Raw genomic sequence first — 15736 nt, 5'->3', positions numbered from 1 at the left:
GGAAGTCTCATTGCTGTGTGGCAAGAGCTTGATTGAGTATCTTAAGGCCAGGATCGTTAGGGATGCGGTCTTGTTTTTTGAGTTCTTCCATGAAACCGGCCCGTGAGCCAAAGGCGGCTTCATACCGTGCCACCGTATCAGCGGCTAATTTATTCAGCACGGCAACAGGCGGCGGCCCAGAGCCAGCGCTGCAAAATATGTCTATTGGCCAGCTTATGGCAGTACACTTCCCTGCGCTGATCTGGTCGAGGTTGCCGAACATATCGGGTGACCATCGGCCCTTAGGGGTATCTTGCCCGGTATTATCGCGGACCTCCCCGCCCAGGATCACGTACTGGTCTGGGCCAGCGTTTACCGATGCAAAAACCCAGTATCTATAATCAGCCTTTTTAGAAACTGTGATTCCGCACTCATTCAGCAAGGCGGGTGATGCACGGGCGTAGTGCGCTTCATAGAAGCTGGCTGGGAGATTAAGCTTGAAAACTGGGTCAATCGTAACGGCCTGACGATCCGAATTACAATCCGGTGCCCTGGCCAGGGCGGGCGTAACACTAATCAGCCCGGCGATACACGACAAAACCAGGCTTTGCCTTCGCATACATATGGCTCGGCCAGAAATCATCTTGAACAAAGTCTGAGACCCAATTTTTGCCATTGTACCCCTCGATATGCCCCGCTTCACCGGCCTTAACTGGTTGGATCACGACGATGTCGCCTTTTTGTGGCACGTAATTAGGTGCTGGAACGGGTATGAACCCGAGGGCCAACAACGTGCCTCCCCATAATCTCGCGGGTTCGGGCCACGTGACGGGACGCATACCGGCTGCGGCCAAAGCCATGCGGACATAGTGGGCGCATCGACCTTCGCCAAACCGTTGCTTAGACACATGCGCGGTGATGTATTCGGCAAACTTGTCCTTGTCGAAATGCGCCATGCTTTATCTCATTCGTTCTAGCTTAACGGGAACATGGAACGCCGCCGAAAGCAATATGCCTGAGACCAGGAGGGGTTTAGTCCGCCCGCTCCACATACAGCCAAGACAGGTCCACCTCAGGCCAAGTCACCCTCTCGATGGCCTCTTTCAGCTTCTCCAGCGGGATGCCTTTTAGATAGCGCTTCCGGCTCTCCCCGCCGCTCTCGTGGCCCGTCAGCAGGTCAATCCATCCCTCATTCACGTCAGCCTCGAACAGCTTGGTAGTCACGCCATGTCGGAAAGAGTGGTAATCCAGGCCCTTTCTGTAGACCCCGATGGCCCGCCGGTAGGCCGAAAACCGCTTGGTGAAGCTATAGCCCTGCTTGGCATCCACGCCGCGCGGTTTCAGGTCTGGGAACACGGGCGCGTCTGGTGCGGGCGCGGTGGCCTGGACGTACTGGAGGAACCCCAGCTTTATCAGTTCGGAGTGCAAGGGCACCCTACGCCGGGACTGCGCGTTCTTGAGTTGCCGTCCGTCCTCATCGGTGATGTTCAGGAACCAGATATCGCCCGCCTGGGCCACGTCCGCTCCCCGAAGTTGGGCGAACTCTTCCAGGCGGTTCCCGTGGAAGGCGCCGAGCAGCGGCAGCCAGAAGATGCCGTCCCGTATGATCTGGTCTCCGGCCCGTGCCCGATAGAACGGATTGCAGCCAGTCCAGATGGGGGAGGCGAAAAGGGCGGCCAGTTCTTTCCCAGTCCACATGTCCCGGTCGTCGCGCACGGACCCTTTGGCCTTGAAGGTGAACCCCTGGGCCGGGTTGGCGAATGTTCTGGGTAGCCGCCCGGTCTCTTTCAGGAACTCAAAGAAGCGGGACACGGCCCAGAAGTGCCGCTTTACGGTCTTGTCGGACAGTAGATGGGCACCGGGCGGCGACTCGGCGATGATTTCCGCCAACGGTTTGTCCTTCTCCTTGGGCGACTTCCGGTAGATCATCGGCAGCTTGCGGAGAACGGCGCGGAACTGCTCGGTATGTTCGGGGGTGTATTGGTCCACCGGGAGGTCACCCACCACCTCTCGGAACATGGCCAACGAGACCAGCGCTTGCTTGAGCGGGCCTGCTCGCCAGCCAGACGAGGCGGTGCCCCACGCCTGGAAATCATCCACGTAGGACGAGGCCAGGGGGCGGGTAGGGGCCTTGGGTGCCTCTGGGGTGACGGGAGGGACCGGCACGGCAGGCAAGGCCGATTCGGCCAGCATGACCACGGGTTCTTGGCCCAGGGTGCGGCGTTCCGCGATCTCCCAGCCCTTGATGGCAGCCTCAATGAGCCCGTAGGTCAGATGGTTCAGCAGTTCGGGAGGCAGGCCGCGCTCCTTAATCAGGGCAGCCGCATAGTCGCCCATCTCCACGGGGCTGTTCTGTACCAAGTCGCGCCTCAGGCTGTCCTGGGCGTTCCGAATGGCCCGCAGGTCTGCCTCGTCGGAAGTCTGTGGGTCCCCGATCTCCCACCAGTGCGCGTAGACAGCCGAGAAGGGCTTGCGGGTCATCCGCCGCTCCAGGTCCTCGTCCAGGAAGGTCTTGAGCTTGGCCTTGAGGATGGCCTGTATCTCTGCCTCCGCGCTCATGGCCCGGTCTCGCAATTGCGGTAAGGCCCGTCCAAATTCAGCATCCAGCATCCCGGCAAGGTACTCGGCTTCCCTGTAGTTTCGCGTCTTGAGGTTGATCCATACCTCACCGAAACGCGAACCAGGAAGACGCCGCCGGTAGTAATACGTCCGGCCCTTGCGGGTGATGTGGGAAGTTTTGTGGGAAGATTTGGGCACAAAGCAGGTCCTGCGGGCTGGGCCGTCCGCGTAAGACCTTACTTTTCATGAGGTTACCGATTTTTTGGCTGGGGGACCTGGATTCGAACCAAGGCTGTCCGAGTCAGAGTCGGAAGTTCTACCGCTAAACTATCCCCAAGCGGTATCGGTGGCGAGCATCTAGCATCGACATTTGGCGGGGGCAAGCCCGGTCTGTCATTCAATCAACACAAAATCTGCGGGTCGGGTTTGCGGGGGCGGATTTGCGTCTTGCTCCGCTGGGATATTCCGCGAATATATAGAGTATGGCCAGTCAGTTCTCCCTCGCGCAGCCGACGCGGCCGGTTTCCCACCGGCGGGGAAAACGCCGCGCCGTGTTCGGGGGCATCGATCTCGGGACCAATAATTGCCGTATGCTGGTCGGCACCCGACGGCGCAGGGCTTTCATATTCTCGATAGTTTCTCCCGAGTCGTACGGCTGGGGGAGGGGTTGTATGAAACCGGGCAGCTCTCCGAGCTGGCGATGGAGCGCGCCATCGCCTCGCTCAGCATCTGTGCGGAGCGGGTCCGGCGCTTCGCGGGGGATGAGCTGAACGGCCCCATCCGGCTGCGCGCCATCGCCACCGAGGCCTGCCGGCAGGCGGAAAACGGCCATGAATTCGTCCGCCGGGTGCGCGAGACCACGGGCTTGCCGCTGGAGATCATCAACCCGCGCGAGGAGGCGGAGCTGGCGGTGGAGAGTTGCGCGCCGCTGCTGCGCCGGGCCGGGCGGCGGGCGCTTTTGTTCGATATTGGCGGCGGCTCGACCGAGATTGCCTGGGTGCGGCTGGATGCCGGGCCGCATCCCGAGCTGATCGGCTATCTCTCGCTGCCGGTGGGGTGGTCACGCTCTCCGAGCGTTGCGCTGGCGCCTGTTACCAGAATGAGGGGTTTTCCCGGCTGGCCGAGGATATCGTTGCGATGCTGCGCCCGTTCGAGGCGGTGCATCGGATTGGCGAGGAAATCCGGCGCGGCGGGGTGGTGATGGTCGGCACCTCGGGCACAGTCACCACGCTGGCGGGGTCTCGCTGAAGCTGGAGCGCTATAAGCGCGGGCTGGTGGATGGGGTCTCGCTGTCGCGCCGCGCGGTCGATGAGGCGCTGGCCGAGGCCCGGGCGCTGGGTCGCGAAGGGCTGTCGCGCCATCCTTGCATCGGCCATGAGCGGGTGGAATTCGTGCTGCCCGGCTGTGCCATTTTCGCCGCGATTCATGAATTATGGCAGGCGCCACGGCTGATGGTGGCCGATAGGGGCTTGCGCGAAGGCATGTTGATGAGGCTGATGCGCGACATGCACGCTCATAAATCCCGTCTGCACGCATGACCGACCCGACCTCCAAGCTGCCGCCCCGCCGGGATGCCGTGCGGCTGAAGAATGCGCGCAAGCTCTCCAGCTCCTCGCAACGCTGGCTGCAGCGCCAGCTCAACGACCCCTACGTGACCGCCGCCAAGGCCGCCGGCTGGCGCTCGCGCGCCGCCTTCAAGCTGATCGAGCTGGATGAGAAATATAAGCTGATCGGCAAGGGCAGCCGGGTGCTGGATCTGGGCGCGGCTCCCGGCGGCTGGAGCCAGGTGGCGCTGGAGCGGGGGGCGGCCAAGGTGGTCGGCATCGACCTGCTGGAGATCCAGCCGGTGGCGGGGGCCGATTTCATCCAGGGCGATTTTCTGGAGGAGGGCATTGAGGCGCGGTTGACCGAATTGCTCGGTGGCAAGGCGGATCTGGTGCTTTCGGACATGGCGCCGAACACCTCCGGCCACGTCGCCACCGACCATATCCGCATCATGGCCCTGGCCGAGACGGCTTTGGCCTTCGCCTGCGAGATTCTGGCGCCGGACGGCGCCTTCGTCGCCAAATTGTTCCAGGGCGGGGCGGAGAAGGACATGTTGAACACGCTGAAAGCGCGGTTTCGCAGCGTGAAGCACGCCAAGCCCCCGGCCAGCCGCAAGGATTCCAAGGAGATGTACGTGGTCGCCACCGGCTTTCGGCCGGCATAAGCCGCTTACGCCCGGCGCGCATGGCACATGCGACTTGCGCGGGCCGGGAGAGCCGGATAATGGGAGCCGCCAAGGTCTCTATAGGTGGGCATTGGCGATGGCATCGGATTTTTCACACAGCACGGAACTCTCCAACCGGATCGCGGAGGCGCTGGCTTTCGACGACGTGCTGATGGTGCCTGGCTATTCCCAGGTTCTCCCGGCCACGGTGAAAACCGCCACCAAACTTACCCGCACGATTTCGCTGAACATCCCGCTGATCTCGGCGGCGATGGATACCGTGACCGAGGCGCAAATGGCGATCGCCATGGCGCAGCAGGGCGGCATCGGCGTCATTCATAAAAACTTCACCATCGAGGAGCAGGCCGCCCAGGTCCGCAAGGTGAAGAAGTTCGAGAGCGGCATGGTGGTCAATCCGCTGACCATCTATCCCGACCAGACCCTTGAAGATGCCCGCGCGCTGATGGCCCAGCACAACATCTCCGGCTTTCCGGTGGTGGAGCGCGACGGCAAGCTGGTCGGCATTCTCACCCATCGCGATGTGCGCTTCGCCACGGATCTGAGCACCAAGGTCTATGAGCTGATGACCCGCGAAAATCTGGCGGTGGTGACGGCGGGGGTGTCTCCTGAGGAGGCGCGCGCCTTGCTGCATAAGCGCCGGCTGGAGAAGCTGCTGGTGGTGGACGAGGCCTTCCACTGCGTGGGGCTGATGACGGTGAAGGATATGGACAAGGCGCAGGCCTATCCGCTGGCCAATAAGGACGAGCTGGGCCGGCTGCGCGTGGCCGCCGCCACCGGCGTCGGCGCCGATGGCATGGCCCGCGCCGAGGCGCTGATCGAGGCCGGGGTGGATGTGGTGGTGGTGGACACCGCCCATGGCCATTCGGACGGGGTGTTGAAGGCGGTGGCGAAGATCAAGCAGGCCTCCAATGCCGTGCAGATCATCGCCGGCAATGTCGCCACGCCAGAGGGCGCGCAGGCGCTGATCGATAGCGGCGCGGATGCGGTGAAGATCGGCATTGGGCCGGGCTCGATTTGCACCACCCGCGTGGTGGCCGGTGTCGGCGTGCCGCAATTCACCGCGGTGATGGAAACCGCCGCCACCTGCCGCAAGGCCGGGGTGCCGGCGATTGCCGATGGCGGCATCCGCGCCTCGGGCGACATGGTGAAGGCGCTGGCGGCGGGTGCGGATGCGGTAATGGTCGGCTCGATGCTGGCCGGCACCGATGAGGCGCCGGGCGAGGTGTTCCTGTATCAGGGCCGCTCCTATAAATCCTATCGCGGCATGGGCTCGCTGGGGGCGATGGCGCGCGGTTCCGCCGACCGCTATTTCCAGCAGGAGATCAAGGACAGCCTGAAGCTGGTGCCGGAAGGCATCGAGGGCCGGGTGGGCTATAAGGGGCCGATGGCGGCGGTGGTGCATCAGCTGGTCGGGGGCTTGCGGGCTGGCATGGGCTATACCGGCAGCGCGGATATCGAGGCGCTGCAGACCCAGACCAAGTTCCGCCGCATCACCGGCGCCGGGCTGCGCGAGAGCCATGTGCATGACGTGGCGATTACCCGCGAGGCGCCGAATTACCGCCAGGAAGGCTGAAAAACCTCGTTTGTGAGCAAAAGTTTTTGGAGGGCGGAGGCGGCCAAGGTTCCGCCGCCGCCCAGCGGCGGGGAAAAGCCGCCGGAGGGGTGGGGTGTTTTTTCAAACCCCCCCACCTCTTCCTGAAAAAGCCGCCTCCGGGCGGCTTTTTCATTGGCACCCTCCGGATGAATGGGCTTTCATGAAACCGGTAGAAATCCCGCGGCGGTTTCGCGCCTTTTTAAAATTTGTTGAAAGCGCAAGCCTTTGCGCGATGCGCCCGGCGAAATGTCAGAGGCCGGCGCGGCATTTCTAACATTCGGCTTGCCGCGCTTTAATCGCGCGGCCCTTTTTCCGCCTCACTCAGCGCCCAGATTCGATTTGCTAAACGAAAGATCGTGATCCCGGTTCGATTATTTGAACCCGCTTCCTGCCCGATGGTGTGGCGGCGTTGTTCCGGTCGAACTCAACAGCAAGGAGAATGACCATGAAATACGGTTTTATGGCTGGCATGGCCGCGAGTTTGATGATGGGCGGGATGGCGCTGGCGCAGAGTGCCACCTACTCGCAGAGCACCACCACCACGACCAGCGCGCCGGCGATGAGCGCGCCCACCCCGGTGGTGCCGCCCGCCCCCGGTACGCTGAGCACCACGGAAACCACCAAGGCCACGGATGGTTATGGTAATTCCTACCAATCCACCAAGACCACCTACGGCAACGTGAACGGCGCGGCCTCCGACAGCACGACGACGACCAGCGTGCCGGCGCAGACCTATTATTCGAAGAAGACCACGACCACGACCACAACCGGCAACGATTAAGGCGAGGGCGATATGAAAAAATTCAATATTGCGCTGGCGATTCCGATGATCGTGGCGGCGGGTGCGCTCAGCGCCTGCGCCGATAATCCGCCGCAGACGACGACCACGACCACCGAGACGGTGCAGAGCGCGGGCCAGGTGCAGCCGCAGGCGGCGCCGATGCTGCCGCCCGGCAACACCACGACGACCCAGACCACGCATGCGGTCACCGTCCCGGCGCAGTGAGGCTGGGCTTTATCTAACGGAACGTTAGAAAACGCCGGGCGGCTCGCCGCCCGGCTGGTTTCATGAACAGGAGCTTTCAAATGCGCTTGGCAAAACCAATGATTTTCAGCGCGTTGCTGTTGGCGGCGCCGCTGGCGGTGGCGCAGAGCGCGCCGCGGAGCATGACCGGCGCGCGACCTGGCAATGATATCGGCACGCGCTCCTCGCTGCCGCTATCGCCCAAGGCCAGCAACATCAACGGCATGGATACGAAATCCACGATCGCGCCGACGCCGCCGGCCCCTCAGGTCGGCCCGGATGCGAATGTGGCGATGCTGCTGATGAGCGCCAACCAGTCTCTGATGCGCCATCAGACCGGCACCGCAGACGAGGCGCTGGAACGCGCCGAGACCAATATTCTGCAGCGCAGTGTCGTGGCCACGCGCGCCAATGACCCGAGCCAGGATCCGGTGGTGGCGCAGATCGAGCAGGCCCGCCAGCAGATCGGCGGACATGACCTGCAGGGCGCGCAGGCGACGATCCAGCAGATCCTGGGCAGCAACGCGCCGGAGCTCAGCCTTTAGAGCCATCAAGCTTTTAGCTTGATGGCTCTAAGTTTTGTTTTAGCGAGCAATTTCAAGTGTTTATCTTGACGCTGGCGCGTCAACCTAAACACATATTGCTCTAAGCTCAGGTCATTGCCTCTGGCCGCCGCCGCCGCGCATCGGTAGGTTAGCGGCATGGAGACCGCATGGGCGCTGAATGCGCAGGGCTTGAGTAAATCCTTCGGGCGCAAGGTGGTGGAGGGGCTGACCCTGACCATCCGCCCGGGGAATTTTACGCGCTGCTCGGCGCCAATGGCGCCGGCAAAACCACGACATTGCGGATGATCGCCGGGCTGACCCCGCCCGATGCCGGGCGCATCGAGGTTTTTGGCCGGGACGTGGTAAAAGACCCGCTGGGGGCGAAGGCGATCATGGCCTGGCTGCCGGATGAGCCACTGCTTTACGACAAGCTGAGCCCGCTGGAATATCTGGAATTCATCGCCGGGCTCTGGCAGGTGCCGCCGGATCTGGCCCGCCGCCGGGCCGATGAGCTGCTGGACCTGCTGGGCCTCTGGCCGCACCGGGCCGAGCGCTGTGAGGGGTTTTCGCGCGGCATGAAGCAGAAGACGGTGCTGGCCGGCGCGTTGATCCATGATCCGAAATTTCTGTTGCTGGATGAGCCCTTCACCGGGCTGGATGCCGGTTCCGCCCGTTTGGTGAAAAATCTGCTGACCAGACATGTCGAGAATGGCGCGGCGATTATTCTCACCACCCATATTCTGGAAGTGGCCGAGCGGCTGGCCAGCCGCATCGGCATTCTCGCTGGCGGGACGCTTGTGGCCGAGGGCGGGCTGGAGGCGTTGCGCGGCCATGCAGGGTTTGAGAGCGGCACGCTGGAGGATGTGTTTCTCCAGCTCACTGCCGGCTGATGTTCAAGCCGCCCGGATTTCTCTGGCTGCTGCGCCATGAGCTGAAAGTGCTGTGGCGCGGCTCCATTCTCGTGCGCACCCATCGCTATGTGCTGGTGCCGGCGAGCATCGTGATTTTGATGTTCCAGGCTTTCGGTGTGTTGGTGGGGCATCTGATCATGCGCCATCCGGTGGCGCCGGAGATCATGCTGCTGGCGCTCAACATCAATCTCGCGTTCCTCTTCGTGCTGATGTTCTCGCGCGCGATGATGGCCTGCATCGACGTGCTCTATGCCCGCGGCGACGCGGATTTCCTGCTCGCCTCGCCGATTGCGCCCAACCGGGTGCTGGCGGTGCGCATGTTGGGCGTGGCGCTGAGCATCCTCGCCCCCTGGCTGCTGCTGGCGGGGATGCTGGCCAACGGGCTGATCATTTTCGGGCAGCTCTGGGCGCTCGCGGTCTATCCGATGCTGCTGGCCGAGGCGCTGGTGGTGGCGGCGTTGGCCTTCGCGCTGGTGGTGGTGCTGGTCGGGCGGATCGGGCCGATGGCGGCGCGCCGGGCCGGACATTCTTTGGCGCTGTTCACCGGGGTCGGCATCTTCATTCTCGGCCAGACCCCGCATTTCGTGCCGCACGCGGCGCTGGCGGGGTTCTGGTCCGGGCTGCTGCCGGGGCCTAGCGGGGGTGGGCTGGCTTATCTCTTCGCGCGCGGTCTGCTGGGTCAGCCAGCGCCGCTGCTGGCCGCGCTGGCGCTGGCGGCGTTGGTGTTTTGCCTGGTCTGGGTGTTCCTGGCCGGGCCGTTCGCGCGCGGGGCGATCAGTGCCGCCAGCTACCGGCCGGCGGGGCGGGAGGGGGCGCAGCAGGCGCGGTTCCGGCACAGCGCCTTTTCCAGCCTGATGGCGAAGGACCGCCGGCTGCTGGCGCGCTTTCCCGGGCTGGTCTCGCAGATCGCCTATCGTTCCCTCACCTTGATCCCGGTGGTGGCGATTTTGCTCGGCAAGGTGGTGATCGGGCTGGCGGTCACGGTGCCGTTGCTGGTGTTTCTGGCCGGGCAGCTCGGGCTGTTCTTCATCTCGGTGCTGGCACAGATGAATGACATGCCGGCCCTCATCGCGTCGGCCCCGGTGGCGGCGCGGGCGCCGCGCCGTGCGGCGTATCTGGTCTGCGCGCAGACGGCTTTGGCGATTATCGGCCTGCCGGTTGTGGCGGTGCTGGTGAAAGGCCCGGCTTTGGCGCCGGTCATGCTGCTGGGGGTGGCGGGGGCATTGGCCAGCAATCTCTGGCTCGGGCGCCGACTGCCGATTCCGCTCAGCCGCGCGGCCTTTGGCAAAACTCAGGTCGGCACGCTGTTGGGGCTGGTTCTGGGGGTATCGATCAGCGCCGGCTGGGCGCTGGCGGCCTGGCTGGTGGTGACGTTCGTCTGAAGGCGGTTATTCGTTGGGCGGCGGATCCAGGAATTCCAGCCCGACGGCATTGCCCCGGCTCCAGACCCGGCGCGCCCGGCGTGCCGGCTGTTCGCCGACCTGGATCTTGAACAGATCCGGCACCTGCACCACGGCGCTGGTCTCGATCCGCGCGCCATTGTCCGAATATTCCATGATCAGGCAATCATAGACGGTAGGGCTGAACATGCCGACATAGAGTTTCGCCCGGCCGAGCACGCGCTGGCGCGGCTCCTTGCGTTTATCTTCGGGTTTCAGCGCATCGGGCGGCGGCAGCTTTGACATTGCAGGAAAGGCCTGGATGTTGAGACGGTTGGCCTACATGCAAACACAGAGTCGCGCAAGCGGATTGTGGATGATCCGCTTGTTTCCAGGGTGTTAAATGATAGTTAGTTTTGTTAGCCGATCGGCAGATTATCCAACAGGCGGACATGCCCGAGTTTTGCTGCGGCGATCAGCCGTGCCGGCGTCTGCAGTGCGGCGATCGGCTCCAGCGTCTGCGCCTGCACCAGCGCCACATAGTCGGGCACCATGCCGGCGGCGGCGAGCTCCATGCGAGTGTGATGCAGAATTGCGGCCGGCTCCTTGCCCTGTTGCAGATATTTCACCGCATGCTGCAGGGCGGCGTGCAGCTTTGGCGCGGCGCGGCGCTCCTCGGGGCTGAGATAGGCGTTGCGCGAGGACAGCGCGAGCCCATCCGCCTCGCGCACGGTGGGGACCGGGACGATGCGCACCGGCAGCAGCAGATCCGCCACCATCCGCCGCACCACCTGCACCTGCTGCCAGTCCTTCTCGCCGAAAAACGCCGCCTGCGGGCGTATCTGGCCGAATAGCTTGGCCACCACAGTGGCCACGCCGTTGAAATGGCCGGGGCGGGTGGCGCCCTCCCAGCGCTGGCTGGGGCCGGCGACATGGATGCTCGTCGCCGCATCGGCCGGGTACATCTCCTCGACGCCAGGCATCCAGACCAGCTTGCAGCCGGCCGCTTCGAGCTTGGCGATGTCCCCGGCCTCATCGCGCGGATAGCGGGCGAAATCCTCCTTCGGGCCGAACTGGGTCGGGTTGACGAAAATGCTGGCAACCGGGGTAAGGTCGGCTTCCCGCGCCGCCTCCACGAGCTTCAGGTGCCCGGCATGCAGGGCGCCCATGGTGGGGACGAAACCGACATCGCCCAGCGTGGCGCGGGCGGCGGTGAGCTCTTCGAGAGTCCTGGCGATGATCATTTGGCGCGGCTTTTCAACATTTTTTGTCACTCGTCCAGCCCTGGGCAAGCTGGGGAGGGGAGGCTAGATAGAACGCCATGAATAGTGCCACGAAACCCTGGATAAAATCTGAACAAAAACTTGGGTTTCGTGCGGCGAATTTGTCGTTTCTCTTCGGCGGATTGGGGGTGGTCTGCGGCATCATCCAGGCCGGGGCGGCGGCACGGCTGCTGGCCTCGCTGCTGCATGTGCAGCGCGGCGGGATTTCAGCCAGCATCGCCGGGCTGGTCTTCGCGCTGGCGGTGCTGGCGCGTGCTGGGCTGCAATTGCGCAATGAGCGCGGGAATTTCGAGCTGGGGGCCGCGGCCCGCCGGCGGCTGCGCGGCCAGGTGCTGAGCGCGCTGCTGGCGCTGGGGCCGGCGGGCTTGCGCGGGCGCCATTCGGCCGAGCTGGCTGCCAGCGCGGTGGACCGGGTGGAGGCGATGGACGGGTTTCACGCCCGCTGGGTGCCCGCCACCGGCATGGCGATCATCGGGCCGGGGCTGATCGGGCTGGTGGCGCTGCTGCTGGATTGGCGCAGCGGGCTGATCCTCATCCTCGCCGGGCTGTTCGTGCCCTTTGCCATGGCGGTGGCGGGGATCGGTGCGGGCATCGCCGCGAAGAAGCAGTTTCTGGCGATGACCCGGCTGCAGGTGCGCTTCATGGACCGCATTCGCGGCATTTCCACGATCGTGCTGGCCGGGCGCAGCGAGGATGAGGCGCGGGCTTTGGCCGGTGCGGCGCGGGAGTTGCGGGAGCGCACCATGCGGGTGCTGCGGGTCGCCTTCCTGTCCTCCACGGCGCTGGATCTGGCGGCGGCGGCGGCTTTGATTTTGATCGTGGTGCGGTTCGCCCCGGCCTTGCACGGCGCACATGAGCTGGCGCCGACTGCTCTGTTCCTGGTGCTGCTGGTGCCGGAGTTTTTCGCGCCTCTGCGCGCGTTCTCGGCGGTTTATGGCGACCGCATGGCGGTGGAGGCGGTGGCCGAGGAGCTGTCCGCTTTGCCGGATGCCCCGGCCCCGGTGCCGCCGGTCGATATACGCTCCGTCGCCGCGCAGGGGGTCACGCTGGCCTTCGAGCATGTCACCTATGGCTGGGACCCGGCGCGGCCGGTGGTTGAGGATCTCTCCTTCAAGGTCGGGCGCGGCGAGATGCTGCTGCTCACCGGCGCCTCGGGCACCGGCAAATCCACCATCATCGACCTGATCCTGGGCTTTCTGGCGCCGCAGGGCGGGCGCATCACCATCAATGGCGCGGTGCTGGAGGATCTGGTGCCGGCGGCGCGCACCCGGATGCTGGGCTGGATCGGCCAGAAGCCGGTGATTTTCGCCGGCACGATCGAGGAGAATATCCGCTTCGCCAACCCCGCCGCGAGCGAGGATGAGCTGAAGGATGCCATCCGCAACGCGCATCTGGAGGAGCTGGTGGCGGCACTGCCGCAAGGTGTGCGCACGCCGTTGGGCGAGGGCGGGTTCGGTGTTTCCGGCGGGCAGGCGCAGCGCATCGCCATCGCCCGCGCCTTTCTGAAGGATGCCCCCTTGCTGCTGCTGGATGAGCCGACCTCGCATCTCGACCCCGCCGTGGAGCGCGATATTCTGGAAAGCCTGAAGCATCTCGCCGCCGGGCGTACCGTGGTGCTGGCCACCCATTCCACCCAGGCGCTGGATCTCGCCAAGACCATCGGTGCCAAGCGGGTGGATCTCGATGCCTTGCGCTATGCCAGCTGGCGGGGGCGCAGGCATGAGCCCGCTGTCGCGCGTCACCGGCCTCTGGCTGCGTCATCCGGGCTGGCTGGCGCTGGCCGTGCTGCTGGCGCTGGCGGCGCTGCTGGCGGCGATCACCATGATGGGCCTCTCCGGCCATGCGCTGGCGCTGGCCATTGCCGGCTTTGCGCTGACGGTGCCGGCTTTGCTCTCCTGGATGGGCGTGGCGCGGGTGCTGTTGCGCTATGGCGAGCGTGTGGTCGGGCATGAGGCGATTTTCCGGGCGCTGGGGGATTTGCGGATCTGGCTGTTTCGCGGGCTGGCGCGCAGCGCCGCCGGCGGGCTGGGGCTGCGCCGCTCGGGCGATGCGCTCTCCCGGCTGGTGAATGATGTCGACACGCTGGACGGGCTGTTCCTGCGGATTTTCGTGCCGCTGCTGAGCGCTGTGGTGCTGCTGCCGGTGCTGGGCTGGGTGCTGTGGGCCGAGCATGGGCTGGCGGTGCTGGCGCTGCTGCCCTTTGCCGTCGTGGCTTTTTATCTGCCCTGGCGCGCGGCGCGGGCGGCGCAGGCCAATGCGGCCAAGGCCGGGCTGGCGATGGCCGGCTTGCGCACTGCCGCCCTGGATGCGCTGCATGGTTTGCGGGAAGTGAAAATCTTCGCCGCCGAGGGCCGCATGCTGGCCGAGGTGCAGGCGCGCGAGGCGCAGCTTCTGGCCGCGCAGCGCGAGCTGGTGGGGGAGGGGGCGCGGCTGAACGCCATCGCTTTCATCGCCGCCCAGGCCGGCATTCTGCTGGCGATCATTCTCGGGTTTTTCGGCCTGCCGATCGAGGCGGTGGCCGCGGTGCTGGTGCTGACGGCTGGCTTTGAGTCGGTGATCGGCCTGCCGCGCGCCGGGCTGCTCTACGGCCAGGCAAAGATGGCGGCGGTTCGGGTGGTGCAGGCGGCGGATGCGCCAGCACCGGTGCCCGAGCCGGCAATGCCGATGGCGATGCCGAGGCGCAACGCCATCGCCTTCGAGCATGTGAGCTTCCGCTACGGCGCGGACCGGCCCTTCGTGTTCGAAAACCTCTCTCTGCAGCTGCCGGAGGGCTCGCGTACGGCGATTCTGGGGCCGTCAGGGGCGGGGAAATCGACCATCGCGGCGCTGATCCTGAAATTGATCAAGCCGGTCTCGGGTCAGATCCGTTTTGGCGGGGTGGATATCGCGCAATTGCCGGCGGAGGCGCTGCGCCAGCGCATCGCTTATCTGGGCCAGACCACGCATCTATTTGCCGACAGCATCCGCAATAATCTGCTGCTGGGCGATCCGGCGGCGGACGAGGCGCGGCTCTGGGCGGCGCTTGAGGCGGCGCAGGTGGCGGATGTGGTGCGGGCGCTGCCCGAGGGGCTGGAGAGCTGGCTGGGCGAGGGCGGGACGACGCTCTCGGGCGGGCAGGGGCGGCGTTTGGCGCTGGCCCGCACGCTGCTGATGGACGCGCCGATCATTCTGCTGGACGAGCCCTGCGCCGGGCTGGATGCGGCGACCGAGCAGGAATTCTTCCGGGTGTTCAATGCCGCGACGGAGGGCCGCACCGTGCTGCTGATCCTGCATCGTCTGACCGGGGTGGAGCATCTGGACCGGATCTGGCGCTTTACCGGCGGTACGCTGGTGGCGGCGGCTGGGTAAAGTGTTGTTATAAAAATTACAAAAGTTTTTTGGCGCCGCTTTTTTTCAGGGCTTGTTGAGATTTAAGGATTCCCCTGACCACGTCTTTTGTGATTCACGCTTTTCATGGAAGAGCGTTTTGTCCTGACTGACGCCCAATGGGCGAAGATTGAGCCGCACTGCCTTGGGAAAGTGGGTGATCCCGGGCGGAGCGGTTTGAATAACCGCTTATTTGTTGAAGGTGTTTTGTGGATTGCGCGCACGGGCAGCCCGTGGCGTGATCTGCCGCCGTGGTTTGGTAAATGGAACACGGTGTTCAAGCGTTACCGTGACTGGGTAAAAGCTGGTGTTTTTCAGAAGCTTTTCGAGGCCTTATCGGATGAGCCGGACATGGAATACGCGATGATCGACGGCACGGTTGTAAAGGTCCATCGCCATGGCCAAGGCGCAAAAGGGGACCAAAAGCCAGGCCATAGGGCGCAGCGTCACCGGATGGGCGACCAAAATCGTCGCTTTAACAGACGCGCTCGGCAATCTGGTCCGCTTCGTCATTATCCCCGGTCAGCATTTTGACACTGTCGGCGTCGCCCCGCTCATCCAGCAGGCGGACTTTGCCGCTTTGCTTGCCGACAAGGCATTTGACGTAGAGTGGATCCGTGAGGCTCTGGAAAAGCAAAAGGCAGAGGCCGTCATTCCCCAACGGAAAAACCGTATCGTCAAACGCGATTATGACAAAACGACCTATAAGGCCCGCCATCTCATCGAAAACTTTTTCGCCAAACTCAAGGAGTTCAAGCGTATCGCCATGCGCAGCGACAAGACAGACCAATCCTTCAAAGCAATGATCTATCTCGCCGCTGCAACAATCAATTCACGATGAATGTCAACAAGCCCAAAAAAGCGGC

16 protein-coding genes, 1 tRNA gene and 2 pseudogenes are annotated in these 15736 nt (G+C 64.2%); 13 read left to right on the top strand and 6 right to left on the bottom strand.

Annotated features, from left to right (window positions below):
- Window positions 1–7: 7 nt before the first annotated feature.
- The 4 genes from GT370_RS05915 to GT370_RS05900 form a co-directional block, all read right to left on the bottom strand.
- Window positions 8–262 carry a hypothetical protein gene (locus GT370_RS05915; RefSeq protein WP_144052637.1) on the bottom strand — a complete coding sequence of 85 codons (255 nt, stop codon included), beginning with the start codon at window positions 260–262 and terminating at the stop codon, window positions 8–10.
- A 289-nt stretch (window positions 263–551) separates the two neighbouring features.
- A complete protein-coding gene (locus GT370_RS05910) occupies window positions 552–935 on the bottom strand; it encodes a hypothetical protein (RefSeq protein ID WP_008492704.1) in 384 nt (127 codons plus the stop codon).
- 76 nt (window positions 936–1011) lie between these two features.
- On the bottom strand, window positions 1012–2736 hold the full coding sequence (locus tag GT370_RS05905; protein WP_144052638.1) for a site-specific integrase: 1725 nt from the start codon (window positions 2734–2736) through the stop codon (window positions 1012–1014).
- 65 nt (window positions 2737–2801) lie between these two features.
- Window positions 2802–2875, bottom strand: a tRNA-Gln gene (locus tag GT370_RS05900).
- Window positions 2876–3121: 246 nt separating this feature from the next.
- Between GT370_RS05900 and GT370_RS05895 the strand changes: the two genes are divergently transcribed.
- From GT370_RS05895 to GT370_RS05850, 10 genes are all read left to right on the top strand, one after another.
- The gene (locus tag GT370_RS05895) at window positions 3122–3739 is read left to right on the top strand and encodes a Ppx/GppA phosphatase family protein (protein ID WP_270184038.1); all 618 of its coding nucleotides are present in this window, start codon (window positions 3122–3124) and stop codon (window positions 3737–3739) included.
- A 73-nt stretch (window positions 3740–3812) separates the two neighbouring features.
- Window positions 3813–4076 (top strand): hypothetical protein, encoded by a 264-nt coding sequence (locus tag GT370_RS05890; protein ID WP_270184037.1) that lies wholly within the window; start codon window positions 3813–3815, stop codon window positions 4074–4076.
- Window positions 4073–4747: an RlmE family RNA methyltransferase gene (locus GT370_RS05885; RefSeq protein WP_008492707.1), complete on the top strand. Its 675-nt coding sequence runs from the start codon at window positions 4073–4075 to the stop codon at window positions 4745–4747. The genes GT370_RS05890 and GT370_RS05885 overlap by 4 nt, the downstream gene beginning before the upstream one ends.
- A 97-nt stretch (window positions 4748–4844) precedes the next feature.
- Window positions 4845–6341, top strand: a complete 1497-nt coding sequence (gene guaB / locus GT370_RS05880) for an IMP dehydrogenase (protein WP_008492708.1) — start codon at window positions 4845–4847, stop codon at window positions 6339–6341.
- 466 nt (window positions 6342–6807) lie between these two features.
- The gene (locus GT370_RS05875) at window positions 6808–7143 is read left to right on the top strand and encodes a hypothetical protein (RefSeq protein ID WP_144052639.1); all 336 of its coding nucleotides are present in this window, start codon (window positions 6808–6810) and stop codon (window positions 7141–7143) included.
- 12 nt (window positions 7144–7155) lie between these two features.
- Window positions 7156–7368: a hypothetical protein gene (locus GT370_RS05870; protein WP_008492710.1), complete on the top strand. Its 213-nt coding sequence runs from the start codon at window positions 7156–7158 to the stop codon at window positions 7366–7368.
- Between the two features lie 98 nt (window positions 7369–7466).
- Entirely contained in the window at window positions 7467–7931 is a 465-nt protein-coding gene (locus GT370_RS05865) for a hypothetical protein (RefSeq protein WP_008492711.1), read from the top strand.
- A gap of 156 nt (window positions 7932–8087) precedes the next feature.
- Window positions 8088–8237, top strand: coding sequence for a hypothetical protein (locus tag GT370_RS05860; protein WP_270184036.1), 150 nt, complete (start codon window positions 8088–8090; stop codon window positions 8235–8237).
- The gene (locus tag GT370_RS05855; protein ID WP_270184035.1) at window positions 8228–8821 is read left to right on the top strand and encodes an ABC transporter ATP-binding protein; all 594 of its coding nucleotides are present in this window, start codon (window positions 8228–8230) and stop codon (window positions 8819–8821) included. Before GT370_RS05860 ends, GT370_RS05855 begins: the two co-directional genes overlap by 10 nt.
- Window positions 8821–10224 (top strand): hypothetical protein, encoded by a 1404-nt coding sequence (locus GT370_RS05850; protein WP_008492713.1) that lies wholly within the window; start codon window positions 8821–8823, stop codon window positions 10222–10224. Before GT370_RS05855 ends, GT370_RS05850 begins: the two co-directional genes overlap by 1 nt.
- A 6-nt stretch (window positions 10225–10230) precedes the next feature.
- Here the strand turns inward: GT370_RS05850 and GT370_RS05845 are convergent, their stop codons facing one another.
- Both GT370_RS05845 and panC read right to left on the bottom strand, forming a co-directional pair.
- Complete coding sequence (locus GT370_RS05845) at window positions 10231–10527, bottom strand: PilZ domain-containing protein (protein WP_008492714.1); 297 nt, start codon at window positions 10525–10527, stop codon at window positions 10231–10233.
- Window positions 10528–10640: 113 nt separating this feature from the next.
- Window positions 10641–11465: a pantoate--beta-alanine ligase gene (gene panC / locus GT370_RS05840; protein ID WP_008492716.1), complete on the bottom strand. Its 825-nt coding sequence runs from the start codon at window positions 11463–11465 to the stop codon at window positions 10641–10643.
- Window positions 11466–11542: 77 nt separating this feature from the next.
- On the opposite strand from panC, the pseudogene cydD reads away from it, so the two are divergent.
- The 3 genes and pseudogenes from cydD to GT370_RS05825 all read left to right on the top strand — a co-directional run.
- Window positions 11543–13153, top strand: a pseudogene (cydD, locus tag GT370_RS05835) (thiol reductant ABC exporter subunit CydD); the annotation flags it as partial.
- Between the two features lie 70 nt (window positions 13154–13223).
- Window positions 13224–14852, top strand: coding sequence for a thiol reductant ABC exporter subunit CydC (cydC, locus tag GT370_RS05830; protein ID WP_008492718.1), 1629 nt, complete (start codon window positions 13224–13226; stop codon window positions 14850–14852).
- Between the two features lie 171 nt (window positions 14853–15023).
- Window positions 15024–15711: pseudogene (locus GT370_RS05825) on the top strand (IS5 family transposase).
- The last annotated feature ends 25 nt before the right edge of the window (window positions 15712–15736 follow it).

The sequence above is a fragment of the Acidocella sp. MX-AZ03 genome (assembly GCF_027626035.1).
In the GTDB taxonomy this organism is placed as follows: domain Bacteria; phylum Pseudomonadota; class Alphaproteobacteria; order Acetobacterales; family Acetobacteraceae; genus Acidocella; species Acidocella facilis.
Note: the sequence above shows the minus strand (reverse complement) of the source record. Positions and strands in the feature narration are given on the sequence as shown.

Coding starts and splice junctions, on each gene's coding strand:
- GT370_RS05865 (WP_008492711.1), top strand. CDS start 7,467: ATGATTTTCAGCGCGTTGCTGTTGGCGGCGCCGCTGGCGGTGGCGCAG.
- GT370_RS05870 (WP_008492710.1), top strand. CDS start 7,156: ATGAAAAAATTCAATATTGCGCTGGCGATTCCGATGATCGTGGCGGCG.
- GT370_RS05915 (WP_144052637.1), bottom strand. CDS start 262: ATGTTCGGCAACCTCGACCAGATCAGCGCAGGGAAGTGTACTGCCATA.
- GT370_RS05910 (WP_008492704.1), bottom strand. CDS start 935: ATGGCGCATTTCGACAAGGACAAGTTTGCCGAATACATCACCGCGCAT.
- cydC (WP_008492718.1), top strand. CDS start 13,224: ATGAGCCCGCTGTCGCGCGTCACCGGCCTCTGGCTGCGTCATCCGGGC.
- panC (WP_008492716.1), bottom strand. CDS start 11,465: ATGATCATCGCCAGGACTCTCGAAGAGCTCACCGCCGCCCGCGCCACG.
- guaB (WP_008492708.1), top strand. CDS start 4,845: ATGGCATCGGATTTTTCACACAGCACGGAACTCTCCAACCGGATCGCG.
- GT370_RS05845 (WP_008492714.1), bottom strand. CDS start 10,527: ATGTCAAAGCTGCCGCCGCCCGATGCGCTGAAACCCGAAGATAAACGC.
- GT370_RS05860 (WP_270184036.1), top strand. CDS start 8,088: ATGGAGACCGCATGGGCGCTGAATGCGCAGGGCTTGAGTAAATCCTTC.
- GT370_RS05875 (WP_144052639.1), top strand. CDS start 6,808: ATGAAATACGGTTTTATGGCTGGCATGGCCGCGAGTTTGATGATGGGC.
- GT370_RS05885 (WP_008492707.1), top strand. CDS start 4,073: ATGACCGACCCGACCTCCAAGCTGCCGCCCCGCCGGGATGCCGTGCGG.
- GT370_RS05850 (WP_008492713.1), top strand. CDS start 8,821: ATGTTCAAGCCGCCCGGATTTCTCTGGCTGCTGCGCCATGAGCTGAAA.